The following is a 25011-nucleotide window of genomic DNA, read 5'->3' as shown; positions in this document are numbered from 1 at the left end:
CTCTATAGCCTGTCAACCATGGCCACCGTGCTCGACGAGATCGTTGCTGGTGTCCGCGAGGACCTCGCGGACGCCGTGTCCGTGACCCCCTTCGCGCAGATGGAACAGCTGGCCCGCAGCGCACCGCCGGCGCTCGACGCGGACGCCGCCCTGCGCAGACCCGGGCTCTCCCTCATCGCCGAGGTCAAGCGCGCCAGCCCCAGCAAGGGGGCGCTGGCCGACATCGCCGACCCCGCGGCCCTCGCCGCGGACTACGAGGCGGGCGGCGCCACCGCGGTGAGCGTGCTCACCGAGCGCCGCCGGTTCGGCGGCTCGCTCGACGACCTGGACGCCGTCCGTGGTGCTGTGCAGATCCCGGTGCTGCGCAAGGACTTCATGGTGGAGGACTACCAGCTGTTCGAGGCGCGGGCCCACGGTGCCGACCTGATCCTGCTCATCGTGGCGGCGCTGGCGCAGGACGACCTCGTCCGCATGCAGCAGCTGGCCCACGACCTGGGAATGACCGCGCTCGTCGAGGTCCACGACGAGGACGAGACCGCCCGCGCGGTCGACGCAGGCGCCACCGTCATCGGCGTCAACGCCCGCAACCTCAAGACCCTGGCTGTCGACCCCGACACCTTCGCACGCCTCGCGCCCCTGATCCCCGACACCTGCGTGAGGGTGGCCGAGTCCGGGGTGTCCGGGCCCGCGGACGCCGCCCGCTTCGCAGCCGAGGGCGCCGACGCCGTCCTCGTCGGGGAGGCGCTCGTGCGTGGCAACGCGCCACGACAGGCGGCCCAAGACCTCATCACGGCGGGAGCCCTCTCATGACCGACCTCATCCCTGAGCCCGTGCCCCGTCCGGGTCGCTTCGGCGACTTCGGCGGGCGCTACGTCCCCGAGGCGCTGGTCCCGGCGCTGGAGGAGCTCGACGAGGCCCGCCGCAAGGCCATGGTCGACCCCGAGTTCCTCGGTGAGCTCGAGCGGCTGCACCGCACCTACACCGGACGCCCGAGCATCATCACCGAGGTGCCGCGGTTCGCGGAGCACGCGGGTGGGGCGCGCATCATCCTCAAGCGCGAGGACCTCAACCACACCGGCTCGCACAAGATCAACAACGTGCTGGCCCAGGCGCTGCTGACCAAGCGGATGGGCAAGTCGCGCGTCATCGCCGAGACCGGCGCCGGACAGCACGGCGTCGCCACGGCCACCGCCGCCGCCCTGATGGGCCTGGACTGCGTCATCTACATGGGCAAGGTCGACACCGAGCGCCAGGCCCTCAACGTCGCGCGCATGCGGATGCTCGGCGCGGAGGTCAAGCCGGTCCCCACCGGCAGCGGCACGCTCAAGGACGCCATCAACGACGCGATGCGTGACTGGGTCACCAACGTCGGTGACACGCACTACATCCTCGGCACGGTGACCGGTCCGCACCCGTTCCCGGAGATGGTCCGCGACTTCCACCGCATCATCGGCGTCGAGGCGCGAGCGCAGGTGCTCGACTCGGTCGGGCGGCTGCCCGACGCGGTGATCGCCTGCGTCGGTGGCGGGTCCAACGCCATGGGCATCTTCCACCGCTTCATCGACGACACCGACGTGCGGCTGATCGGCATCGAGGCCGGGGGAGAGGGCATCGAGGGCGGCCGGCACGCCGCCCGCTTCGCCGCGAGCTCGCCCGGCGTGCTGCACGGCACGTTCAGCTACCTCATGCAGGACGACGACGGCCAGACCCTCGAGTCGCACTCGATCTCGGCCGGCCTCGACTACCCCAGCGTCGGGCCCGAGCACGCGCACCTGCGCGACAGCGGCCGGGCGGAGTACCGCTACGCCACCGACGAGCAGGCCATGAAGTCGTTCGAGCTGCTGTGCCGCACCGAGGGGATCATCCCCGCGATCGAGTCGGCGCACGCCCTCGCCGGGGCGATGGAGGTGGGCCGCGAGCTCGGGCCGGACGCCCTGCTGCTGGTCAACCTGTCGGGTCGCGGCGACAAGGACATGCACACGGCCGCGGAGTACTTCGGCCTCATCGACGGCGACGCGCTCCCCAGCGGCACCGCTGACGAGCCCCGTGCCGAGGGCGACGGAAGGACCCAGCTGTGAGCACCACCACCGACATCGGCGTCGGCGAGGTCCTGGCCAGGTGCCGCGCGGAGAACCGCGCCGCCCTCGTGGGCTACCTCCCGGTCGGCTTCCCGACGGTCGAGGGCTCGATCGCCGCGATGGTCGCCATGGTCGAGGCCGGGGTCGACATCGTCGAGGTCGGCATCCCCTACAGCGACCCGCTGATGGACGGCCCGGTCATCGCCCATGCCGCCGACCAGGCTCTCAAGCACGGCGTCCGGGTGGACGACGTGTTCAAGGCCACGCGGGCCGTGCGCGACGCCGGCGCCCCGCCGCTGGTGATGTCCTACTGGAACCTCATCCTGCGCCACGGGCCGACCGCCTTCGCGACCGACCTCGCCGCTGCCGGCGGGGCCGGGATCATCACCCCGGACCTGATCCCCGACGAGGCCGGCGAGTGGATCAGCGCCAGTGAGGCCAGCGGCCTCGACCGGGTCTTCCTGGTCGCCCCGAGCTCGACCGACGAGCGGATCGCCTCGGTCACCTCGCACTGCCGCGGCTTCGTCTACGCGGTCTCCCACATGGGGGTCACCGGCGCCCGGACCTCGATGGGCGACGCCGCGTCGGTCATCGTCAGCCGCACGAAGGCCGTCACCGACCTCCCGGTCTGCGTCGGGCTCGGGGTGTCCGACGGGGAGCAGGCTGCGGAGGTGGCGGCCTACGCCGACGGGGTGATCGTGGGTTCGGCCCTCGTGCGGTGCCTGACCGAGGCCGACGACCTCGAGTCCGGACTCGCTGCCCTGCGTGCCCTCGTGGCCGACCTGGCCGAGGGCGTCCGGAGAGGGCGCTGACGTGGCCGTCCTCGCCGACCCGCGCCAGCGCGACGTCGTGGGGCTCGTCGCCCGGCTGGTCCTGGGGGCCGTCATCGCAGTCGCCGGCCTGCTCAAGGTGGGTCAGCTCGAGACCTCGGCGCGCGCCGTTCGCGCCTACCAGCTCCTCCCGTACGACGTGGCCGGCTACGTCGGCTACGCGCTGCCCATCCTCGAGGTCGCCGTGGGCGTCCTGCTGCTGCTGGGCCTGTTCACCCGGTGGAGCGCCGTCGTCGCCGGCGTCCTCATGGTGGTGTTCATCACCGGGATCGCCTCGGCGTGGGCCCGGGGCCTGAGCATCGACTGCGGCTGCTTCGGCAAGGGGGGAACCATCGCGGCAGCCCAGACGCAGTATCCACAGGAGATCGCCCGCGACATCTGGCTGCTGCTCTGTGCGGGTTGGCTGGTCCTGCGCCCCCGCACCGCGCTGAGCCTCGAACGCCTCCTGTTCCCCGCAGCACACGACGAGAGGGTCCACGCATGACCAGCAGCAGCGCCAGTCGCAAGGCGAAGATCCAGGCGGCCACGCCGAAGTCGCAGCAGCGCAAGGGTGCCAACCCGCTGGTGGTGGCCACCGTCGTCGTGGTGATCGTCCTGGCTGCGGTCGTCGGTGCCGTGATCCTGGGCAGCCAGGACAAGAAGGCGGCCACGACCGCCGGCGGCTCGGCGCTCCCCAAGGGTGCCTCGGCCATGGGCGCCGGCATCCTCGTCAACCCCAGCGCCCCGGCCAACGTGCCCACCCTGGACCTCTACGAGGACTTCCAGTGCCCGATCTGCGCCGAGTTCGAGCACCGCTTCGGTGCCGACATCACCGCGCTCGCCGACAAGGGACAGGTCAAGCTCGTCTACCACACGCTGAGCTTCCTCGACGACAACCTGCACAACGACTCGTCCAACCGTGCCGCCAACGCGGCGGCCTGTGCCGCTGACCAGGACAAGTTCATCCCCTACCACGCCGCGAACTTCGGCGGGCAGCCGCTCAAGGAGGGCGCCGGGTACACCGACGCCGCGCTGAGGTCCTTCGCGCAGAAGGCCGGCATCACCGGGGCCGGGCTCACCACCTGGGACACGTGCTACTCCAGCCGGGCGCACAACCAGTACGTCGTGTCCGTGCAGACGCAGTCGGAAAAGGACGGCGTCAACGGCACCCCGACCCTGAAGCTCAACGGCAAGACCCTCGACCTCGCGGGATTCACCTCCGAGTCCCTCGCGGCTGCCGTCAAGGCCGCCACGAAGTGATCCCGGCAGCTGTCCCGGCGAACATCCCCAGCCCCACCTCAGGGGTCTGGCACCTCGGGCCCTTTCCCGTGCGGGCCTACGCCCTGTGCATCCTGGCCGGCATCGTCATCGCCGTCTGGATCACCGGTCGCCGTCTGGTCGACCGGGGGCACCCAGCCGAGAAGGCGATCGACATCTCCGCCTGGGCGGTGCCGTTCGGCATCGTGGGCGGGCGGCTCTACCACCTCATCACCTCGCCGCAGGCCTACTTCGGGGCCGGCGGACACCCGTGGCGGGCGTTCGCCATCTGGGAGGGCGGCCTGGGCATCTGGGGGGCCGTCGCCCTCGGCGCGGTCGGCGCCTGGATCGGTGCCCGACGGCACGGGGTCTCCTTCCACGACTTCGCCGACTCCGCCGCCCCGGGTATCGCGGTCGCCCAGGCGCTCGGCCGCTGGGGCAACTACTTCAACAACGAGCTCTACGGCCGCCGGACCGACGTCCCGTGGGGCCTGACCATCCACGAGTGGGACAGCTCCGCCGGCCACGCCGTCCGCGACGCCGCCGGACATCCGGTCGTGCTCGGCACGTTCCAGCCGACGTTCCTCTACGAGTCGCTGTGGTGCCTGCTCCTCGCCCTGGCGCTGGTGCTCGCCGACCGGCGGTTCGCCCTGCGCAAGGGACAGCTCTTCGGGTTCTACGTCATGGGCTACCCGCTGGGGCGGATCGTCTTCGAGCTGATGCGCAGCGACGACGCCAACCACATCCTCGGCCTGAGGGTTAACGTCTGGACGAGCATGCTCGTGTTCCTGCTCGGAATCGTCCTCGTCTGGGCCGGGCGGCACCGTGAGGTGGCCATCCCGGGACGCCTCCCCGCACGCTCAGCATCTCACCATACGGAATAGCGCGGCTCACATGCTAGGACGACAGGGGTTCTCGGTATCCTCGGCTCAGCCGTGGCCAAGGCCGTCCACGCGCGTGAACAGGTGTGCCAGCTGACCAACCAGAGGGCCGCTCCGACGCACCACGACCCCCTCAGGACGGTGACCCGAACGTGACTTCTGCGCGCTTCTCCGCCCAGCCCGCCGACTCCGGGCTCTACCGCCGCGAGTTCGAGCACGACGCCTGCGGCGTAGCCCTCGTGGCCACGATGCGGGGCAGCGCCGGTCACGACATCGTCGACCACGCCCTCACCGCGCTGCGCAACCTCGAGCACCGGGGCGCCACCGGCGCCGACCCCCTCGTCGGCGACGGCGCCGGCATCCTCACGCAGGTCCCCGACGCGTTCTTCCGCGAGGTCGTGGACTTCGACCTCCCCGTCGCCGGCGCGTATGCCGTGGGCACCGCCTTCCTGCCGCTGGAGGAGTCCGCGCGGGCCGAGGCGGTCGGGCGCATCGAGGCGATCGCCGCGGAGGAGAACCTGCGCGTCCTCGGCTGGCGCGACGTCCCCGTGAGCACCGAGCTCGTGGGCCAGGCGGCTCGTGACTGCATGCCGTTCTTCCGCCAGCTGTTCGTCAGCTCCGCGTCGGGCCGGATGGTCGGGATCGGCCTGGACCGGTTGGCCTTCTGCCTGCGCAAGCGGGCCGAGCGCGAGACCGAGGTCTACTTCCCGTCGCTGTCGTGCCGCACCCTCGTCTACAAGGGCATGCTCACGACCGGGCAGCTCGAGCCGTTCTTCCCCGACCTGTCGGACCGGCGGTTCGAGACCCAGCTCGCGCTGGTCCACTCGCGGTTCTCCACCAACACCTTCCCGAGCTGGCCGCTGGCGCACCCCTACCGGCTGATCGCGCACAACGGCGAGATCAACACCGTCAAGGGCAACCGCAACTGGATGCGGGCCCGTGAGAGCCAGCTCGTCTCCGACGTCATCCCCGGCGACCTCGAACGGCTCTTCCCGATCTGCACCCCGGAGGCGTCCGACTCGGCCTCCTTCGACGAGGCCCTGGAGCTGCTCCACCTCGGTGGGCGCTCGCTGCCGCACGCGGTGCTGATGATGATCCCGGAGGCATGGGAGAACCACGCCGAGATGGACCCCGCCCGACGGGCCTTCTACGAGTTCCACTCGACCTTCATGGAGCCGTGGGACGGGCCCGCCTGCGTCACCTTCACCGACGGTTCGCTCATCGGCGCGGTCCTGGACCGCAACGGGCTGCGCCCCGGTCGCTACTCGGTCACCGACGACGGCCTGGTCGTCCTCGCGTCCGAGGCCGGCGTCCTGGACCTCGACCCGACGCGCGTCGTCCGCAAGGGCCGCCTCCAGCCCGGCCGGATGTTCCTCGTGGACACCGAGCACGGCCGGATCGTGTCCGACGACGAGGTCAAGTCCTCGCTGGCGTCACAGCACCCCTACGACGAGTGGCTGCACGCCGGCCTGATCCACCTCGACGACCTGCCCGAGCGCGAGCACATCGTCCACACCGCAGCCTCCGTGGCCCGCCGCCAGCAGACCTTCGGATACACCCAGGAGGAGCTCAAGATCCTCCTTGCGCCGATGGCGAGGTCCGGGGGAGAGGCGCTCGGTTCGATGGGCACCGACACCCCGATCGCGGTGCTCTCCGACCGGCCCCGGCTGATCTTCGACTACTTCACCCAGCTCTTCGCGCAGGTGACCAACCCGCCGCTGGACGCCATCCGCGAGGAGCTCGTCACCTCGCTCGGCACGGTCATCGGGCCGGAGGGCAACGCCCTCGCCGCGACCCCGGCGCACGCCCGCCAGGTCGTCCTGCCGTTCCCCGTCATCGACAACGACCACCTCGCCAAGGTCGTCCACGTCAACGCCGACGGTGACCTGCCCGGCTACGCCACCCACGTCGTCCACGGCCTCTACGACGTCACCGGCGGGGCTGGGGCGATGCAGGCCCGGCTCGAGGAGATCTTCGCCGAGGTCTCCCAGGCCATCGCCGACGGCGCCCGGTTCGTCGTCCTGTCCGACCGTGACTCGGGTCGCGACCAGGCACCCATCCCGTCGCTGCTGCTCACCTCCGCCGTGCACCACCACCTCATCCGCGAGAAGACCCGCACCCTCGTGGGGCTCGTCGTCGAGGCCGGGGACGTGCGCGAGGTGCACCATGTCGCCCTGCTCATCGGGTATGGCGCGGCAGCGGTCAACCCCTACCTCGCCATGGAGTCGGTCGAGGACCTCGTCCGCTCCGGCGCGATCGAGGGCGTCACCTCCGAGCAGGCCGTCAAGAACCTCATCAAGGCGCTCGGCAAGGGTGTCCTCAAGGTGATGTCGAAGATGGGCATCTCGACCGTCGCGTCCTACCGAGGAGCCCAGGTCTTCGAGGCCATCGGCCTGTCGCAGGAGCTCGTCGACCGCTACTTCACCGGCACGGTGAGTCAGCTCGGCGGCATCGGCCTCGACGTCGTCGCCGCGGAGACCGCGGCCCGGCACGCGGCGGCATACCCGCCGGACGGCGTGCGCCTCCCGCACCGCAAGCTGGGCGTCGGCGGTGAGTACCAGTGGCGCCGCGAAGGCGAGCCGCACCTGTTCGACCCGGACACGGTGTTCCGCCTGCAGCACTCGACGCGCCAGCGCCGCTACGACATCTTCAAGCAGTACACCCAGCGCGTGGACGAGCAGTCCGAGCGGCTCATGACGCTGCGAGGCCTCTTCAACCTCGGTGGTGCCAACCCGCGCCAGCCGATCTCGATCGACGAGGTCGAGCCGGTCAGCGAGATCGTCAAGCGGTTCAACACCGGCGCGATGTCCTACGGCTCGATCAGCCTCGAGGCGCACGAGACCCTGGCCATCGCCATGAACCGCCTCGGTGCGCGATCCAACACCGGTGAGGGCGGCGAGGACGTCGACCGCCTCATGGACGACGAACGTCGCTCGGTGATCAAGCAGGTGGCGTCAGGGCGCTTCGGCGTGACCTCGCTCTACCTCACCAAGTCCGGCGACATCCAGATCAAGATGGCCCAGGGCGCCAAGCCCGGCGAGGGCGGTCAGCTGCCCGGCCACAAGGTCTACCCGTGGGTGGCGAAGACGCGGCACTCGACGCCGGGCGTCGGCCTGATCAGTCCGCCGCCGCACCACGACATCTACTCCATCGAGGACCTCGCGCAGCTGATCCACGACCTCAAGAACGCCAACCCCGAGGCGCGGATCCACGTCAAGCTCGTCTCCGAGATCGGGGTCGGCACGGTCGCCGCCGGTGTCTCCAAGGCCCACGCCGACGTCGTGCTCATCTCCGGTCACGACGGTGGCACGGGTGCCTCGCCGCTGACCTCGCTGAAGCACGCGGGCGGCCCCTGGGAGATCGGCCTCGCCGAGACCCAGCAGACCCTGGTGCTCAACAACCTGCGCGACCGCATCGTCGTGCAGTGCGACGGCCAGCTCAAGACCGGCCGCGACGTCGTCATCGCCGCCCTGCTCGGGGCGGAGGAGTTCGGGTTCGCCACGGCGCCACTGGTCGTCAGCGGCTGCGTGATGATGCGCGTCTGCCACCTCGACACCTGTCCGGTCGGCATCGCCACCCAGAACCCCGAGCTTCGGAAGCGGTTCAGCGGCAAGCCCGAGTTCGTCGAGACATTCTTCGAGTACATCGCGCAGGAGGTGCGCGAGCACCTCGCTGCGCTGGGCTTCCGGTCCATCGAGGAGGCCGTCGGGCAGGTGTCGTCGATCGACGCGACGCGCGCCGTCAACCACTGGAAGGCCGCCGGGCTGGACCTGTCGCCGATCTTCGCCGACGTGCAGAGCCCCGACGGCTCGCCGCGTCGCAACACGACCGGGCAGGACCACGGCCTCGAGAAGGCCCTGGACCACCAGCTCATCACCATCGCCAAGGACGCCATCACCGACGGCACCCCGGTCGCAGCCGAGATCGCGGTGCGCAACGTCAACCGCACCATCGGCACCCTGCTCGGCCACGAGGTGACCAAGGCGCACCCTGACGGGCTGCCCGACAACACCATCAACCTCACCCTGCGGGGTTCGGCCGGCCAGTCGCTCGGCGCCTTCCTGCCGCGAGGCATCACCCTGCGCCTGTACGGCGACGCCAACGACTACGTCGGCAAGGGGCTGTCGGGTGGGCGAGTCGTGGTCCGTCCCGACCGCGCCGCCCCGCTGCAGGCCGAGCAGAACGTCATCGCCGGCAACGTCATCTGCTACGGCGCGACGACGGGTGAGCTGTTCCTGCGCGGCAAGGTGGGCGAGCGCTTCTGCGTCCGCAACTCCGGTGCCAGCGCCGTGGTCGAGGGTGTGGGTGACCACGGGTGCGAGTACATGACCGGTGGCAACGTCCTCGTCCTCGGACCGACCGGTCGCAACTTCGCCGCCGGCATGTCCGGGGGAGTGGCCTACGTCCTCGACCTCGTCCAGGACCGCGTCAACCGCGAGCTCGTCGACCTGTCGCCGCTGCGGCCCGACGACGAGACCGTGGTGCGCGAGTTGCTCACCAAGCACGTCGAGTGGACCGAGTCCCCAGTGGCCGCAGCGTTGCTCGCAGACTGGGACGAGGCCCGCAGCAGGTTCACGCTCGTGCTGCCCCGCGACTACCAGCGCGTCCTCGACGTGCGGGCGGCAGCGGAGAACGAAGGTCTGGACATCAACGGCTCCGAGGTCTGGGAGCGGATCATGGAGGCTTCCCGTGGCTGACCCCCAGGGCTTTCTCAAGACGCGTGAGCGCGAGCTCCCGGCTCGCCGACCTGTCCCCGTCCGCATCAAGGACTGGAAAGAGGTCTACGAGGAGCAGGAGCTCGGGCAGCTGCAGCGCCAGGCCGGGCGCTGCATGGACTGCGGGATCCCGTTCTGCCACAGCGGTTGTCCGCTCGGCAACCTCATCCCGGAGTGGAACGACCTGGCCTGGAGGGGCGACTGGCGCGAGGCGATCGAACGCCTGCACGCGACCAACAACTTCCCCGAGTTCACCGGTCGCCTGTGCCCGGCTCCCTGCGAGACCGCCTGCGTGCTCGGCATCAACCAGCCGGCCGTGACGATCAAGCAGATCGAGGTCACGACGATCGACCGTGCCTTCGACGCGGGCTACGTCCAGCCGCAGGCTCCCGAGCGACTCACCGGCAAGACCGTCGCCGTCGTCGGCTCCGGTCCCGCCGGGCTCGCCGCCGCCCAGCAGCTGACCCGCGCCGGACACACCGTCGCGGTCTACGAGCGCGCGGACAAGCCCGGTGGACTGCTCCGCTACGGCATCCCCGAGTTCAAGATGGAGAAGTCGGTGCTGGACCGCCGCATCTCCCAGATGGAGGCAGAGGGCACGCGCTTCCGCAGCGGTGTCAGGGTCGGCGACGACGTCACCGGACGCCAGCTGCGTGACCGCTACGACGCCGTCGTCCTGGCCATCGGCGCCACCGTTCCCCGAGACCTGCCGGTGCCCGGGCGTGAGCTCGACGGCGTCATGCAGGCCATGGAGTTCCTGCCCCCGGCCAACAAGGTGGCGCTCGGCGAGACCGTCGAGGGCCAGGTCACCGCGGAGGGCAAGGACGTCATCGTCATCGGTGGTGGTGACACCGGCGCCGACTGCATCGGCACCTCGCACCGCCAGGGCGCCAGGTCCGTCACGAGCCTGGAGATCATGCCGCAGCCGGGGGAGGAGCGGATCGCGGGTCAGCCGTGGCCGACCTACCCCATGCTCTTCCGGGTCGCCTCTGCGCACGAGGAGGGCGGCGAGCGCCTGTATGCCGTGTCCACCAAGGAGATCCTCGGCGAGGACGGCAAGGTCAGCGGCATCCGCCTCGTCGACGTGCAGCGCGGTGAGAACGGCTTCGACGAGGTCGAGGGCACCGAGCGCGTCCTGCCGGCGCAGCTCGTGCTGCTCGCCATGGGGTTCCTCGGACCCGAGAAGCCCGGTGTCGTCGAGCAGCTCGAGGTCGAGCTCGACGAGCGCTCCAACGTCAAGCGCGACAAGGAGTTCATGTCGAGCGTGCCCGGCGTGTTCGTCGCCGGTGACGCGGGCCGTGGGCAGTCGCTCATCGTCTGGGCCATCGCCGAGGGCCGCTCGGCAGCGGCCGGCGTCGACAAGTTCCTCAGCGGCCAGACGGCGCTTCCGCGCCCGGTCAACCCGAACGACCGGCCGCTCGTCGTCTGAGCACAGCGCGACTCGTGAACACCCGGTGGACCGACCTGCGAGGGTCTGGTGCACCGGGTGTTCACGTGTCCGCAGGGTGACCGCCGTCACGTGCTCGGGTGGTCGGGCGATAAGGTCGGTTTCATGCGTCGCGCCAAGATCGTCTGCACCCTCGGCCCGGCTGTCTCCAGCCCCGAACGCATCCGTGCGCTCGTCGATGCGGGGATGGACGTCGCCCGTCTGAACCTCTCCCACGGCGAGTATGCCGACCACGAGGAGATCTACCGCTCCATCCGCAAGGCCAGTGACGAGACCGGCCACGCGGTCGGCATCCTCGTCGACCTGCAGGGGCCGAAGATCCGCACCGGACGCTTCTCCGGTGGTCCGGTCTCCCTCCCGACAGGTTCCGAGTTCACCATCACGACCCGCGAGATCGACGGCACCGCGACCGAGGTCGGGACGACCTACAAGGGCCTGCCCGGCGACGTGAAGCCGGGCGACGCGCTGCTCATCGACGACGGCAAGGTCGCGCTCGAGGCCGTCGAGGTCACCGACACCGACGTCCGCTGCCGCGTCACCGTCGGCGGCACGGTCTCCAACAACAAGGGCATCAACCTGCCCGGCGTGGCGGTCTCCGTCCCGGCGCTGTCCGAGAAGGACAAGGAGGACCTGCGCTGGGCGCTCGGCCTGCGCGCCGACATGATCGCCCTGTCGTTCGTGCGCTCGGCCAAGGACCTCGACGACGTCTACGAGGTGATGGACGAGGTCGGGGTGCGGCTGCCGGTCATCGCCAAGATCGAGAAGCCCCAGGCCGTCGAGAACCTCGCCGAGATCATCGCCGCCTTCGACGGCGTCATGGTCGCGCGCGGAGACCTCGGCGTCGAGCTTCCGCTCGAGGAGGTGCCGCTGGTCCAGAAGCGCGCCATCGAGATCGCGCGGCGCAACGCCAAGCCGGTCATCGTCGCCACCCAGGTGCTCGAGTCGATGATCGAGAACCCGCGCCCGACCCGCGCCGAGGCCTCCGACGCCGCCAACGCCGTCCTCGACGGTGCGGACGCGCTCATGCTGTCCGGTGAGACCAGCGTCGGTGCCTACCCCATCGTCGCCGTCGAGACGATGGCCAGGATCATCGAGAGCACCGAGGAGCACGGCCTCGACCGGATCCTCCCGCTCGGCACCAAGCCCCACACGATGGGCGGTGCGGTCTCCGCCGCGGCCGTCGAGATCGGCGAGCTGCTCGGGGCGAAGTACCTCATCACGTTCACCCAGTCCGGCGACACCGCCAAGCGGATGTCACGCGTCCGCCCACGGATCCCCATGCTGGCGTTCACGCCCGAGGCGCACACCCGTTCGCGGCTCGCCCTCGCCTGGGGCATCGAGACCTTCCTCGTCCCGATGGCCCGGCACACCGACCAGATGGCGCACCAGGTCGACAAGACCCTGCTCGCCGACGGCCGGGTCCAGGAGGGTGACCTCGTGGTCATCGTCGCCGGCTCGCCCCCCGGCATCCCCGGTTCCACCAACGCCCTGCGCGTCCACAAGATGGGTGACGCGGTCAACAAGGTGGCACCCGCCTACAAGGACCTCGAGGACTGACCCCCGCCTCCGGGGACCGGGCTGCGGCGGGGTGGCGGGCACCATACGTCCCGACTTGTATGCTCGTCCCCGCACCATCTGCCGGCCTGTCCGGTGGGTGCGCCGAAGTGGTGGAATGGCAGACACGGAGCACTCAAAATGCTCTGCTCGAAAGGGCGTGCGGGTTCGAGTCCCGCCTTCGGCACCGATGTGACAAGCGCAAGGATCTTGAGTCCGCATCGGCCAGCAACATCATCCGGACGTGGCAGGACGTGCTCGGACACGGAGATGAACGCGCGGTTCTCGTGCCCGCTTTCACCCGCGAGAACCGAGCTAGCGAACTACTGGCGAACTCGTTCGAGGACATGACCAACTCGGCAACCGGTCGGTTCCAGGGTGTGTGCATTGCGACCACCTTGCGGCCTCTCTCAAGTGAATGGGCTCGCGCTCGGAGAGGCGTTGGCCGCATGAGGGTCACAACACACCATGCGCGCTGAATGCGGCTATGAGCGGATAGCAATGATGACGCGGTCACTCAGGTGGGAAAGCGATGACAACATGACCGACTCCGTACCTGACCATAGGACTGCCAAGCACAAGGAGGACCACAGAAGCACAGCGCATTGAGGTTAAGGAGAAGGCTCTTCGTCGCACAAAGGACGAGGGGGTTAAAGGCCCTTCACCGGCTCGCCAACCCGCAATCGACCTCTGACGTGATTGAGGGAATGCTCGTCGAGATCGGGCTGCGCGCTCTCGAACTCGGCATCAACGTCGTTGTTGACTTCGGCCTCCGGGGTCGAGACGAGCGCTCCGCGCTACGACAGGCGGTTGCCGACCTCGGCGCGGCGCTGGAGATGCGCCACTTCGTACTCCCGCCAGCCGAGCAGCGGAGACGTTTTGACCTGGCGCCAGGCCGAGAAACCGCACACGACGCGGCACATGTCCGACGAAGAGTTCGCCGAGTGGGCCGCCATCATCGGCATTCCGACACACGGCGAGCTCGACGGCTGTGAACCTGTCGATTGCCCGCCGGCAGAATTGGCGAGTTGGGAGGCGTGGCGCAGGCATCGGTGGCCGCGTCGGTTACCTCATCCAAGAATTTCGAGATTGCCGCTGATGTGGAGATGGGCGAGCTCTCAAACCCGATACGGACACATCCAGTAGCGTGACCTGAGTTGGCGGCGTGCCTTGATGGGGGATGGTACGGTCCGTCCAATAGCTTGATCGAGCCGAGCGATTCCGCGTATCACGGGAATCTGGCGGAGACTTTCGAGCGCCAGCGCCGGCCCCGGTGCAAAACACTCGAGGGACGGCTGATGATTCGCACCTATTTTGTTGCGCGCACCGTAATTTCGATGCTCGCCGCAGGCGCGGTCACCGCCGGCGGCGTGGTGCTCGTGCAACAACCGGCGGCCGCCGCGACGAGCAACCTCACCGTCACCACCACCGCGGACGTACCTACCACTACTGGCGCCTGCGCCAGCGCGTCGACGGTTGTGGCGCCTTCCCCGGTCAGCCTGCGCGAGACGGTGTGCCTGGCGAACAACCTCGCGGCCAGCACCGGCAATGCGGTGGTGATCACCGTGCCCTCAGGCACGTACACCCTGACGTACGGGCAACTGAAGATTGGCACGCCGGCGAACTCGAACATCAGCGTCAACGGCGCAGGCGCGGCGAGCACCACCATCAGTGGCGGAGGTGCAAGTCGCATCTTCGACGCCGACCCCAACGTCGTGGGTGGAGTCAACATCACCCTCACCGGCCTCACGCTGACTGGCGCCCTGGACAACACCATCGGCGGCGGGGCGATCATCGGCGGAGCGCAGAACCTGACGAACGGGGACAGCCTGACCGTCGACTCCTCCGTCATCACCGACAACCACGTCAACACGACTTCGCCCTCGCAGACGCTGATCGGCGGAGGCGGGATCAACTTTGCCGGCGGCTCGCTGACCATCACCAACTCGACCCTGAGCAACAACTCCTCCGGCAGCAGCGAAGGCTCGGCCGTCAGCTACCGCGCGCAGGGGCACGCGCCGAACGAGCGGCTGACCGTCAGGAACACCACTTTCAGCGGGAACACGCAGGTCAATAATTCCGGCGGCACCGACGGCGGCGCGCTGAGCGTTTACGCCCCCAGCGCGGCGGGCCAGTTCAGCATCATCAACTCGATGTTCCTCAACAACAGCGTCACGAGCACCCTGGGCTACTCACGTGGCGCAGCGATCATCACCAGCTCCGGAACGCTCACGGTCACCGGCTCGACGTTCGTCGGCAACTCCGCTACTGGCGGCTCGCAGCAGACCGGTGGCGCGATCCAGCTCATCGGCACCGCCAGCACCCTGCGCTACAACCGCTTCTACAAGAACGTCGCCACCGCCGGGTCGGGCGTCCACCTGGCAGGCGCCGCGGCCGTGGTCGCGACCGACAACTGGTGGGGCTGCAACGGCGGCCCCGGCGCGGCAGGCTGCGACACGGTGGTCAACATCAGCAGCGTCCCGCGGTTGGTGCTCACCGGCTCGGCCAGCCCCTCCACGGTGACCGGCCCCAACGCAGCCTCGACGATCACTACCAGCCTGTTGACCGACTCCGGTGGCCTGCCGATTAGTGCGGCCAACCTCGGCGCGTTCGCGAACCTGCCGATCGGCTGGAGCAACCCGCGACCGGGTGACGCGAGGGTCAGCCCAACCACCTCGAACCTGGTGGGTGCCCAGGCCAGTACCGGCTACAACTCGGGCACCGGCAGCGGACCTGGTGGCGTCACGGCCACCCTTGACAATGGGTCCCTCGTGATCGCCCTCGTCGTAGACGCGGCCCCCGCCATTACCAGCGCCGACCACGTCACCTTCTCGGTCGGGGTCGCATCCAGCTTCACCATCACCACGACCGGGTACCCGGCCCCGTCGATCAGCCGCACCGCCGCACTGCCCTCCGGCGTGAGCTTCATCGATCACGGCAACGGCACGGCGACCATCTCGGGCACTCCGTCGGCCGGGTCCGGCGGCAGCTACCCGGTGGGCCTCACCGCATCGAACTCCACGGCCACAGCGGCCACCCAGACCCTGACCGTGACGGTGCCCCAAGCGCCGACGTTCACCAGTGCGGCGACGGCGACCTTCACTGCCGGGACCTTGGGCAGCATCACAGTGACGACAACCGGGCCGCCCACCGTGACCGCGGTTTCCGAGTCCGGCACGTTGCCGACCGGCCTGTCCTTCCAGGACAACGGTGACGGCACGGCAGTCCTGTCCGGGACGCCGGTGGCCGGCTCCGGCGGTTCCTACCCGGTCCAGCTCACCGCGACCAACGGCATCAACCCCGACGCCACCCAGACCTTGACGGTCACGGTCGACCAGGCGCCGTCGGTCACCCTCGACCCCATCAGCCAGCGAGCTGCGCCCGGCGACGCGGTCACGTTCGCGGCGACCGGCGACGGGTATCCGGCACCCACTGTACGGTGGCAGGTATCCGCCGACGGCGGGCTGACGTTCACCGACATTCTCACAGCCACCAGCACCAACTATACCCAGGTGGCCACGGCCGCCGACACCGGACACCAGTACCGGGCGATGTTCAGCAACGCGGTAAGCAGTGTCCCCTCCGCGGCTGCCACGCTGCTAGTGGGCACCGCACCCGCCTTCACCAGCGCCGACCACGCCACGTTCAGCGCAGGGACGTCCGGAAGCTTCACCGTTCTCGCAACCGGAACCCCTGCACCGGCGATCACCACCAACGACCTGCCGGGGTGGCTGACGCTCACCGACCACGGCGACGGCTCGGCAACGGTGGCCGGGACTGCACCGCCCGGCAGCGGTGGTACTCCCGGCTTCACGCTGCATGCCAGTAACGGGTTCGACCCGGCAGTCAGCCAGAGCTTCACGCTCACCGTGACCGAAGCGCCGGGCATCACCAGCGCCGACCACACCATGTGCACTGTGGGCGTCGCTGGGAACTTCACGGTCACTGCGACGGGCGGCTTCCCGACCCCGCCCGCGCTCCTCGAAACCGGGCCGCTGCCGGCCGGGATCACCTTCGTGGACCAGGGGGACGGCACCGCGACGCTGTCCGGCACTGCGCCTTCCCCCGCTGAGGCAGGGTCGTACCCGATCACCGTGACGGCTAGCAACGGCGGCTCTGAGAGCTCGAGCCAGCAGTTCCTGCTCACCGTCGAGCGCGCACCGGTCCTGGCACTTCCGCCGACCGTGCCTGCCTCCGACGGCCCGCTGACGGGCGTTCCGGCCCAGTCCACGCCTGGCCAGCTGCTGCTGGACGTCAGCGGCAGCGGATTTGCCCCCGGCGCGCCCATCACCTTAGGCACCTACTCGCCCGCGACGGTCGTCGGCCACACGACGGCTGACAGCACGGGCGCCTTCCACACCACGCTCCAGCTCCCCACTGCGGCCGGCCAAGACACCGTCCTCGCCGCCGGCATTGCGCCGGACGGCACCGATCGCTACCTGGAAGCGATCACGGAGATCGTGGCTACTCCGGTTCCGACCACTCCGGTTCCGACCACTCCGGTTCCGACCACTCCGGTTCCGACCACTCCGGTTCCGACCACTCCGGTTCCGACCACTCCGGTTCCGACCACTCCGGTTCCGACCACTCCGGTTCCGACCACCGCGGCCGCGAGCAGCTCACCCGCTTCCCCGAGCTCGGCCTCTCGGGGTGCCCTGGCCTTCACCGGGCTGCCGGAGGATCCGCTGAAGGTCCTGGGTTGGGCCGCGATCCTGCTGCTCGCCGGTCTTGCCTTGCTCGCCTCGAGCCAGCGGCGCTCCCGCAGGCACTAGGCGTGTCGAGTCTGAGGCGTGGGTTTTCGCCGAAGCCATCACGGACGCCTACCTCACCTCCGCCGCAACAAGTGATGCGACAGGAGTCACGCCCACCGTCGCACTGCCGAGACACGACCGGGACAAGCGCCCACCTGAACCCAGCGGTGCGTGAGCTCTTCGGGTTTCTGAGTCGCCGACGACCTATCGGTCTCCACCGCATTCCGAAAGCGTCTGGTCGCCCGCCTCAAGGAGCTGCTGTCTGGATGTACTGACAAGAGACGTTGTTGGTGGGGTGGGTGCTCCGCGGGTCTGATCAGTGGCGCGGGGAGGGCTGGCTCGACGGGCGTCGGCCCAACGGTGACGCGCGTCGAGTGCGCCCAGGTTACGCACCAGGGCGCCAAGTACCTGTGCGGCCTGACATTCGCCGAGCAGCGCTTGCTCTCTCCCTTCGCCTAGACGGTTGAGGGGTCAGGCGAGGCGTCGTCGCAGGCAGGCATGCCGTACTCGATCGGCGACGTCGAATCGAACGGTGTGACGCCGCCGCCTACCAGCCGAGGATCTGTCGGGAGCTCGCCTACGCTCAAGTTCATGGACTGTCCACTGGCCTCGGCTACAAGGCCAACTTGCGCTATAGCGAGTGTCACTACTCGGCGCTTCGAGCAGCATTCCCACTGGTTCGAGTCCCGCCTTCGGCACCAACGTGATCCGCACGTCGGTGGACTGCACGGACGCGGAGCGAACCATGACGTCTAGCGAGACGTGGGACCTCGTGGTCGTCGGCGCGGGGCCGGCGGGGGCAGCAGCCGCACTGGGCGCGTTGCAGGAGCACCCGGAGGCGCGCGTGCTGCTGCTCGACCGTGCCGAGTTCCCGCGGGACAAGGTGTGCGGCGACGGGATCGCACCCCATGTGCTCGACGTGCTGGCGTCACTCGGGGCGAGCGACCTGGTGGAGAGCCTGCTGCGCCACCACCGCCCGATCACGACGCTCGAGCTCTCGCTGGGGCAGCAGTCGGTGGTGCGCCCCATGCAGCGTCCGGCTCTCGTGGTGCCGCGAGCCGAGTTCGACGCGGGCCTCGTGGAGGCGGCGGTCCGAGCCGGCTCGGTGCTGCGCCGTCACCGCGTGCGCGAGGTGCGCGCCGGGCAGGACCACGTGGTGGTCGACGACACGATCCGGGCCAGCGTGGTCGTCGCGGCCGACGGCGCGCGTTCGCAGGTGCGTCGAGCGCTGGGGATGGGGCCCGCGGGTCCGGTGGCGTTGGGGTTGCGGGGGTACGCGCCGACGCGGGATTCGCGTGCGGGTCGTCAGGTCATCCGCTTCGGGCAGGACCGCCGCCCCTCGTATGCGTGGGCGTTCGACCGCGGCGACGGGTGGTCCAACGTGGGTTACGGCGAGGTGCTCTCCAGCGATCTCTCAGCACCGTCGCACCGGCTCATGGTGGAGCGCCTGGAGGTCCTCCTGCCGGGATCATCGGAGGGGGCGCACTCCTGGCGCGGTCACCACCTGCCCCTGTCGGGGGCGCGGTGGGTCCATCCGCCGGGCCGGGTGCTCCTCGTCGGTGACGCCGCGGGACTGGTCAACCCGTTGACCGGCGAGGGGATCTACTACGCCGTGGCCACGGGGGCGATCGCCGGCAGGGTCGCAGGCAGGATGGCGGGACGCCTGCCGGCCGATCCTGCTCCCTCGACCGGGGTGCCGACTGCAGCTGACCCGGGCGCGGTCTACGGGCGTCAGGTGCGGCGACTGCTGCGCCTGAACCTGCTCAGCACGGCCGTGGCCAGTCGGCTGGTCGTCCGGCCACTGGTGCTGTCGGCGGGGTTGCGTGCCGCCGACTCCGACCAGCGGGTCTTCGACGACCTCGTGGAGCTCGGGCTGGGTCCGGGTCGACTTACCGGGCGAGCGGTCGCGGGCCTGGTCCGGGCAGCCGCGTCAGGCCGCCGGGGGACAGGCACGCCGCAGGACCTTTGACCCGCTGTGGTGCCGGCACAGCCGCCCGACGATGGGGGCAGCGAAGACGCGTCGAGCAGCAGAGGGGGCACCATGGCCATGACTCGGACCTGGGTCGTGTACGAGTCGATGTTCGGCAACACCCGGGAGGTCGCCAGCGCTGTGGCCGAGGGGCTGGGCGGTGCCGGACCGGTCGAGCTGCATGAGGTCTCCGCAGCGGGGCCGCTTCCGCCGGACCTCGACCTGCTGGTCGTCGGCGCACCGACGCATGCCTTCGGCCTCAGCCGTCCCTCCAGCAGGGATGACGCGTCGAGCAAGTCTGGTCATCCTGTCGAGTCTGCCCTGATGGGGGTGCGTGAGTGGCTGGAGAGCATCGAGCCGGGCCGGACGGGGACCGCCTTCGCCACTTTCGACACGCGCGTGAGCCACCCCCGGGTCCCCGGTTCTGCAGCCAAGAAGGCGGCGAAGAGACTCCGCAAGCTCGGCCTCACCCAGGCTGTGCCGCCGGAGTCGTTCTGGGTGCACGGCCTGGAGGGACCATTGGACGAAGGAGAGCTGGAGCGGGCCGGCGCCTGGGGCCGGGCCCTCACCGAGGCCGGTGCGCCGGAACGTGGCGTGCGTCGTCACCAGAGGCCGTAGGCCGGCCCGAAGAAGAAGAACCACACGAAGCCGATGGTGTCGTCGAAGCCGTGCGCCAGGATCGGGGCCCACAGGGTGCGGCACCTGAATCGCAGGACGCTGAACACGGCAGCCCCGAACGCACTGAGCACGACGCCCACCCAGCCCTGCTCGGTGTGCAGCAACCCGAACAGCACCGAGGACACCGCGACCGCCGTCACCAGGCTCGGGCGGCCATGCCCGAGCACGTCGGTCAGCCGAGTGACGAGGTAACCGCGGAAAGCGACCTCCTCGCAGAAGGCAGCCACGACCCAGGCCGCGCACACGTAGAGCAGCAGGAGCCCGACGTCGCCCTGCAGGTCGGCGAAGCCGCTGACGTCCTGCCGCTGGCCGCTCAGGTGGTTGACGACGGGGATCAGCAGAGCGACGTTCAGCAGGGTCCACGCGATCGCGAAACCTGCCATCTGCCCGACCAGCCGCCACGGGTTGGCGCTGCGGTGGAACCCCAACGAGCTGGGTCCCTGGCGGCGCACGGCCAGACTGACTGCAGCCATACCCACCAGCACGACTGACGGGATGAACCAGTCCGCCACGACGGCCACGGTAGCGAGGACGACCTCCACGGCGGCCAAGCACGTGGATGCACGAGAAGTGAGCCGTCCGTCGCCGGCATCCCCAGCAAGGGGTCGGCGGTCCGTCTTCACACGTCCGATGGTGCCGGTGGTCGGGCGCTCGCCCGTCGCGTCGCGACCGCCACCAGGGTCACCCCGCCGACGAGCAGGACCAGGCCTGCGACCAGCCCGACCACGCCCACTGCGCCCAGCCACGGAAGGCGCGCGCCCACGTCGACGTCGGCGTTGACCCCGGCCGAGCCGTCAGCGTTCATGAGCACCACGGCCCAGTCGCCGCTGCGGGGAGTCCAGGTGAGCGTCTGCGGACCGGTACCCACCGCGGACGCGTTCCAGATGGACAGCGCGGTCGGGGGCTGGCTGGGCGCGTGGCCGGCGATGTCCCGGCCGTCGGCCCAGCCCGCTGCGGGCACCGTCCGTGCCACGCCCGCGAGGTACCGCTGCACGGCGGAGGTCGGTCCGATCCCGACGAACACGGCCCCGGGCCCTGTGGGCGAGACCCGCAGTCGCACGTCACCCAGCGCGCGGCTGGGCAGGGTCGAGTCACCGGGGGAGGTCTCGATCACCATGGAGGTCACGGCCACGGCATACCCCGAACTGTTCACCGAACGGGCGGAGGAGGTGACGAAGCCGGTGCCGTCCCGCATGGCGTGGTCGATGACGAGCAGCGCGGCTCCGCCGGTGAGCACGCCCAGGGAGATGAGTCCCAGCAACGAACCCGCGACGACGCTCGTGATCCGGCCGCCGGTCCAGCCGCTACGACGCACGGGACCCGGGCCGGCGGGCCTGGTGGCGGCACCCGGTGACATCGGTGAGGCGGGGGAGACGGGCGACCCGGCCCGGACCGCCGAGACGGCGGAGGCGGGCTGTGGGGGTGGTGGTGCGCTGTCCGTGGGGAGCAGACGGTCGCTCGGGTCACCGGGGCCGAGGTCGAGCCGGAACGGGGGATAGGCGTCGGTCATCAGCGCCGCATACGCGCACACCCGCAGGACCCACCTGTTCAGGCCAAGCACGAGGTCGTACACCCCTCGGGGGTACTGGCCGGTCAGGGCCAGGACGACCGCGGCGACGAGGACGAGCAGGCCGACGAGCCCACCGCCCCAGGTGAAGCGGTCGGGGGCCTGGTCGTTGGCGACCCACCAGCTGCCGCCGCCGACGAGGATCCCGACGACGAGGTAGTGCGGCAGGGCGAGCAGCCACCACTTGACCAGGACCAGCCCCCGGGAGAGGTGCTCGGGGTAGTCGATCTCGAGGTGCGCCGGGTAGTCGGGGACGTCCGCCAGCGTGAACGGTGGGTACTGGTCGGTCGCGAGTGCGCTGTAGCCGTAGTAGACGACCCGCCAGCTCCACCGCAGCACGCCGACGTTGAAGTCGAACAGGGCACGGGGGTACCGGCCCGTCACGAGGATGCCGACGAAGGCGACGAGGCTCAGCGCGACGAAGGCCAGCCAGAGGAAGAGCAGCACCACCGCGTGCGGCACGAGCAGCAGCCACTTCACGAGCCACAGCCACCGCGAGGCGTGCGGCTGGACATCGGCCCGCAGGTGGACCGGGTAGTAGGGCGGCGGGATCGGGGCAGGGGGTGTGCTCTGGATGGTGGTCATCTCATCACTCCTCGCGGTTACCTCCACCGTCCTTGGGCGAGCTGAGCGACGACAGGGCCATTCGGCCCGCGCGCTCGACCTGCGGGTTCGACCTGCACCTTCGGTCCGCGCGGTCGTCCTTGGCGTTCGCGGGCGTGGTGCGACTGGGCGCGCAACGTGCCGTTAACGTGCGTCCCCTAGGCTCGTCCCCGTGAGCGAGAGCCAGTCGACGACGACGACCACCAAAGCCCCCACACGCATCCTCGTGGCCGAGGACGAGGCGCTGATCCGCCTCGACCTCGCCGAGATGCTGGCCGAGCTCGGCTACGAGGTCGTCGGGCAGGCGAGCAACGGCGAGCAGGCCGTCGAGATGGCCAAGGAGCTCACCCCCGACCTGGTGATCATGGACGTCAAGATGCCGGTCATGGACGGCATCACTGCGGCCGAGGAGATCGGCGCCGCGAAGATCTGCCCCGTGGTCATGCTCACGGCGTTCAGCCAGACCGAGCTCGTCGAGCGGGCCCGTGACGCCGGGGTGATGGCCTACATCGTCAAGCCGTTCACGGCCTCCGACCTGGGGCCGTCCATCGACATCGCACGGCACCGCTGGACCGAGGTCAAGGCGCTCGAGAACGAGATCGCCGACCTCGGTGAGCGCCTCGAGACCCGCAAGGCCGTCGACCGCGCCAAGGGCATCCTCATGAAGAAGCTCAAGATCACCGAGGCCGAGGCGTTCCGCTGGATCCAGAAGACGGCCATGGACCGGCGGCTCGGCATGCGCGAGGTCGCCGACGCCGTCGTCAGCGGTATGGACAAGGCCTGACCGGTGGCAGTGGTCCGTGCGGCCACGGTGGCCGACGCACCGGCGCTCGCCACCGTCGCTGCGGCGACGTTCGCCCTGGCCTGCCCCCCGCACGTCACGCAGGGGGCCATCGCGACATTCATCGCCGACGTGCTCTCCGTTCAGCGGTTCGAGGAGTACCTCGGTGACCCGTCGCGTGACCTCTTCGTCGCCGAGGAGGAAGGTCTCGTCGGTAGGGATGGCTCCGTCGGGGGCCGTCCGGCGGCAGGCCCCGTTGGGGGCCTAACGGCGGCGACCGGGTACGCGATGCTCGTCACCGCCGAACCCGCAGACCCGGACGTGCGCGCCGTACTCCAGCTGAGGCCGACGTCGGAGTTGAGCAAGATCTACGTCCTGCCGGACCAGCACGGGGCGGGGACCAGCCGCGAGCTCATGGCCGCGGCGCTCGACGCAGCCCGCGCCCGCGGTTCACGGGGCGCCTGGCTCGGCGTCAACCAGCTCAACGAGCGCGCCCAGCGGTTCTACGCCAAGAGCGGGTTCACGCGGGTGGGCACCAAGCGGTTCCTCGTGGGCGACCGGTACGAGGACGACTACGTGTTCGAGCAGGCCCTGTGATGGGGGCGCTCGCGTCGCCGTGGATCGTGCTCGTCGCGACGAAATACCAGTCGTCGCACGCAAGCCCATTCACTTCACCTGTGAGGTTCTGTTGAAGGCTTCACTAATCCGACGCGGGGGCCCTAGAGTCCTAGGTCTGGCGGGTCCCCGACGTCGCCAGCGGCCCACGGGGGAGCCGCGCACACACGAGTCAGACCGTCGATGATGGAGGAACCGGTGAGCCGTCCCGCGATCAACGTCAAGCGTGTGCGTGAGGACGAGCAGCGAGCGTTCACCGAGCTGTGGATGTCGGCCAGGGTCGAGGCAGGCGTCAGCCCCGAGGTTGCCGCGCGCGCTGCCTCCGAGGGCCGTGTTGCCGCCGCTCTCGCCCGAGAGGACGTCAGGGCGTATGTCGCGATGGCCGACGGCCGCGCCGTCGGCTTCACGGTCGCCGCGACGACCCCCTTTTCCGCGCTCACCGAGGCCCCCTGCGTGACGATCGACCAGCTGTATGTCGTGCCGGAGGCGCGCAAGCACGGGGTCGCCCGGCACCTCATGAGTGCCGTGACCGTCTACGCCGACTCGCGGGGATGCGAGCAGATCGGCTGCAACGTCCCAGCCCAGCACCGTGACGCGAACCGCTTCTTCGCCCGACTCGGTTTCAGCTCACAGGTCGTTCGACGCATCACGACGGTGTCTGCACTGCGTCGCCGCCTGGGCGCTGACGAGCAGCGCACCCACTCGCTCGAAGCCCTGCTTCACCGCCGCCGCTCGCTGCGCGCCCGGGCCGCCCAGTCGGCCAACCGCCTCGCAGGCTGAGCCAAGGCACCTGCTCGCAGCACGCGCGACGACGTCTGCCCTTCTCTCTCTACGCTCCCGGCGCGGCGTCCCGGATCAGGCAGGTGATTCGGCAGGTGCAGATCCGGCGGTCCTGCTCGTCGGTGATGACGACCTCGTAGCACGCCAGCGTGCCGCCCAGCGAGACGGCCGTTGCCGTGCCCGTGACGGTGCCGGCCCGTGCTGCCCGGTGGTGCGTCGCGTTGATGTCGAGGCCGACGGCGATCCGATCCGGACCGGCGTGCAAGGCCGCCCCGACCGAGCCGAGCGTCTCGGCGAGGACGACGGAGGCGCCGCCGTGCAGCAGCCCGTACGGCTGGGTGTTCCCGGCCACCGGCATGCGTCCCACGACCCGGTCCGGGGTGCCCTCGACGATCTCGATCTGCATCCGGTGCAGCAGCGAGTCGGGATTCATCTCCTGCATGGCCTGCAGGGCCGAGCTGAAGTCGGAGGAGGCGGAAGGGGCGAGGTCGCTGGCGGTCGCGGGGGTGTCACTCATAACCAATAG

General features: G+C 70.0%; 19 protein-coding genes and 1 tRNA gene. 17 read left to right on the top strand and 3 right to left on the bottom strand.

Annotated features, from left to right (window positions below):
- Positions 1–18 precede the first annotated feature (18 nt).
- From trpC to ABEG17_RS18920, 14 genes are all read left to right on the top strand, one after another.
- The gene (trpC, locus tag ABEG17_RS18985; RefSeq protein ID WP_406831051.1) at positions 19–810 is read left to right on the top strand and encodes an indole-3-glycerol phosphate synthase TrpC; all 792 of its coding nucleotides are present in this window, start codon (positions 19–21) and stop codon (positions 808–810) included.
- Positions 807–2078, top strand: coding sequence for a tryptophan synthase subunit beta (gene trpB / locus ABEG17_RS18980; protein WP_406831050.1), 1272 nt, complete (start codon positions 807–809; stop codon positions 2076–2078). The genes trpC and trpB overlap by 4 nt, the downstream gene beginning before the upstream one ends.
- Entirely contained in the window at positions 2075–2890 is an 816-nt protein-coding gene (trpA, locus tag ABEG17_RS18975; RefSeq protein WP_406831049.1) for a tryptophan synthase subunit alpha, read from the top strand. The genes trpB and trpA overlap by 4 nt, the downstream gene beginning before the upstream one ends.
- Before the next feature lies 1 nt (position 2891).
- A complete protein-coding gene (locus ABEG17_RS18970) occupies positions 2892–3392 on the top strand; it encodes a MauE/DoxX family redox-associated membrane protein (protein WP_406831048.1) in 501 nt (166 codons plus the stop codon).
- Positions 3389–4147 carry a DsbA family protein gene (locus ABEG17_RS18965; RefSeq protein ID WP_406831047.1) on the top strand — a complete coding sequence of 253 codons (759 nt, stop codon included), beginning with the start codon at positions 3389–3391 and terminating at the stop codon, positions 4145–4147. The genes ABEG17_RS18970 and ABEG17_RS18965 overlap by 4 nt, the downstream gene beginning before the upstream one ends.
- Positions 4144–5028, top strand: a complete 885-nt coding sequence (gene lgt / locus ABEG17_RS18960; protein ID WP_406831046.1) for a prolipoprotein diacylglyceryl transferase — start codon at positions 4144–4146, stop codon at positions 5026–5028. Before ABEG17_RS18965 ends, lgt begins: the two co-directional genes overlap by 4 nt.
- 149 nt (positions 5029–5177) lie before the next feature.
- Positions 5178–9722: a glutamate synthase large subunit gene (gene gltB, locus ABEG17_RS18955; protein ID WP_406831045.1), complete on the top strand. Its 4545-nt coding sequence runs from the start codon at positions 5178–5180 to the stop codon at positions 9720–9722.
- The gene (locus ABEG17_RS18950) at positions 9715–11169 is read left to right on the top strand and encodes a glutamate synthase subunit beta (protein ID WP_406831044.1); all 1455 of its coding nucleotides are present in this window, start codon (positions 9715–9717) and stop codon (positions 11167–11169) included. Before gltB ends, ABEG17_RS18950 begins: the two co-directional genes overlap by 8 nt.
- Positions 11170–11292: 123 nt before the next feature.
- Entirely contained in the window at positions 11293–12744 is a 1452-nt protein-coding gene (gene pyk, locus ABEG17_RS18945) for a pyruvate kinase (protein ID WP_406831043.1), read from the top strand.
- Between the two features lie 101 nt (positions 12745–12845).
- A tRNA-Leu gene (locus ABEG17_RS18940) sits at positions 12846–12928 on the top strand.
- Between the two features lie 418 nt (positions 12929–13346).
- Positions 13347–13736, top strand: a complete 390-nt coding sequence (locus tag ABEG17_RS18935; protein WP_406831042.1) for an AAA family ATPase — start codon at positions 13347–13349, stop codon at positions 13734–13736.
- Between the two features lie 207 nt (positions 13737–13943).
- A complete protein-coding gene (locus ABEG17_RS18930) occupies positions 13944–17513 on the top strand; it encodes a beta strand repeat-containing protein (RefSeq protein ID WP_406831041.1) in 3570 nt (1189 codons plus the stop codon).
- Positions 17514–18237: 724 nt separating this feature from the next.
- Positions 18238–19461 (top strand): NAD(P)/FAD-dependent oxidoreductase, encoded by a 1224-nt coding sequence (locus ABEG17_RS18925; RefSeq protein ID WP_406831040.1) that lies wholly within the window; start codon positions 18238–18240, stop codon positions 19459–19461.
- A gap of 72 nt (positions 19462–19533) precedes the next feature.
- Complete coding sequence (locus tag ABEG17_RS18920) at positions 19534–20079, top strand: flavodoxin family protein (RefSeq protein WP_406831039.1); 546 nt, start codon at positions 19534–19536, stop codon at positions 20077–20079.
- Here ABEG17_RS18920 and ABEG17_RS18915 read toward each other — a convergent pair.
- On the bottom strand, positions 20064–20651 hold the full coding sequence (locus ABEG17_RS18915; RefSeq protein WP_406831038.1) for a lysostaphin resistance A-like protein: 588 nt from the start codon (positions 20649–20651) through the stop codon (positions 20064–20066). The two genes, ABEG17_RS18920 and ABEG17_RS18915, sit on opposite strands and share 16 nt — an antisense overlap.
- A gap of 107 nt (positions 20652–20758) precedes the next feature.
- Positions 20759–22291: a DUF4389 domain-containing protein gene (locus ABEG17_RS18910; RefSeq protein ID WP_406831037.1), complete on the bottom strand. Its 1533-nt coding sequence runs from the start codon at positions 22289–22291 to the stop codon at positions 20759–20761.
- A 190-nt stretch (positions 22292–22481) separates the two neighbouring features.
- Here ABEG17_RS18910 and ABEG17_RS18905 point away from each other — a divergent pair, with 190 nt between their 5' ends.
- The 3 genes from ABEG17_RS18905 (at position 22482) to ABEG17_RS18895 (ending at position 24485) form a co-directional block, all read left to right on the top strand.
- Positions 22482–23093: an ANTAR domain-containing response regulator gene (locus tag ABEG17_RS18905; protein WP_406831036.1), complete on the top strand. Its 612-nt coding sequence runs from the start codon at positions 22482–22484 to the stop codon at positions 23091–23093.
- 3 nt (positions 23094–23096) lie between these two features.
- Positions 23097–23687 (top strand): GNAT family N-acetyltransferase, encoded by a 591-nt coding sequence (locus ABEG17_RS18900; RefSeq protein ID WP_406831035.1) that lies wholly within the window; start codon positions 23097–23099, stop codon positions 23685–23687.
- Positions 23688–23903: 216 nt separating this feature from the next.
- Positions 23904–24485: a GNAT family N-acetyltransferase gene (locus tag ABEG17_RS18895; RefSeq protein ID WP_406831034.1), complete on the top strand. Its 582-nt coding sequence runs from the start codon at positions 23904–23906 to the stop codon at positions 24483–24485.
- A 49-nt stretch (positions 24486–24534) separates the two neighbouring features.
- Here ABEG17_RS18895 and ABEG17_RS18890 read toward each other — a convergent pair whose 3' ends face one another.
- Positions 24535–25002, bottom strand: coding sequence for a PaaI family thioesterase (locus ABEG17_RS18890; RefSeq protein ID WP_406831033.1), 468 nt, complete (start codon positions 25000–25002; stop codon positions 24535–24537).
- Positions 25003–25011 lie beyond the last annotated feature (9 nt).

It is taken from the genome of Pedococcus sp. KACC 23699 (genome assembly GCF_045348425.1).
GTDB lineage: Bacteria > Actinomycetota > Actinomycetes > Actinomycetales > Dermatophilaceae > Pedococcus.
Note: the sequence above shows the minus strand (reverse complement) of the source record. Positions and strands in the feature narration are given on the sequence as shown.

Excerpts from the sequence above, each read along its gene's own strand:
- ABEG17_RS18890 (WP_406831033.1), bottom strand. The coding sequence starts at position 25,002 with ATGAGTGACACCCCCGCGACCGCCAGCGACCTCGCCCCTTCCGCCTCC.
- ABEG17_RS18920 (WP_406831039.1), top strand. The coding sequence starts at position 19,534 with ATGGCCATGACTCGGACCTGGGTCGTGTACGAGTCGATGTTCGGCAAC.
- ABEG17_RS18965 (WP_406831047.1), top strand. The coding sequence starts at position 3,389 with ATGACCAGCAGCAGCGCCAGTCGCAAGGCGAAGATCCAGGCGGCCACG.
- ABEG17_RS18910 (WP_406831037.1), bottom strand. The coding sequence starts at position 22,291 with ATGACCACCATCCAGAGCACACCCCCTGCCCCGATCCCGCCGCCCTAC.
- trpC (WP_406831051.1), top strand. The coding sequence starts at position 19 with ATGGCCACCGTGCTCGACGAGATCGTTGCTGGTGTCCGCGAGGACCTC.
- ABEG17_RS18925 (WP_406831040.1), top strand. The coding sequence starts at position 18,238 with ATGACGTCTAGCGAGACGTGGGACCTCGTGGTCGTCGGCGCGGGGCCG.
- trpB (WP_406831050.1), top strand. The coding sequence starts at position 807 with ATGACCGACCTCATCCCTGAGCCCGTGCCCCGTCCGGGTCGCTTCGGC.
- pyk (WP_406831043.1), top strand. The coding sequence starts at position 11,293 with ATGCGTCGCGCCAAGATCGTCTGCACCCTCGGCCCGGCTGTCTCCAGC.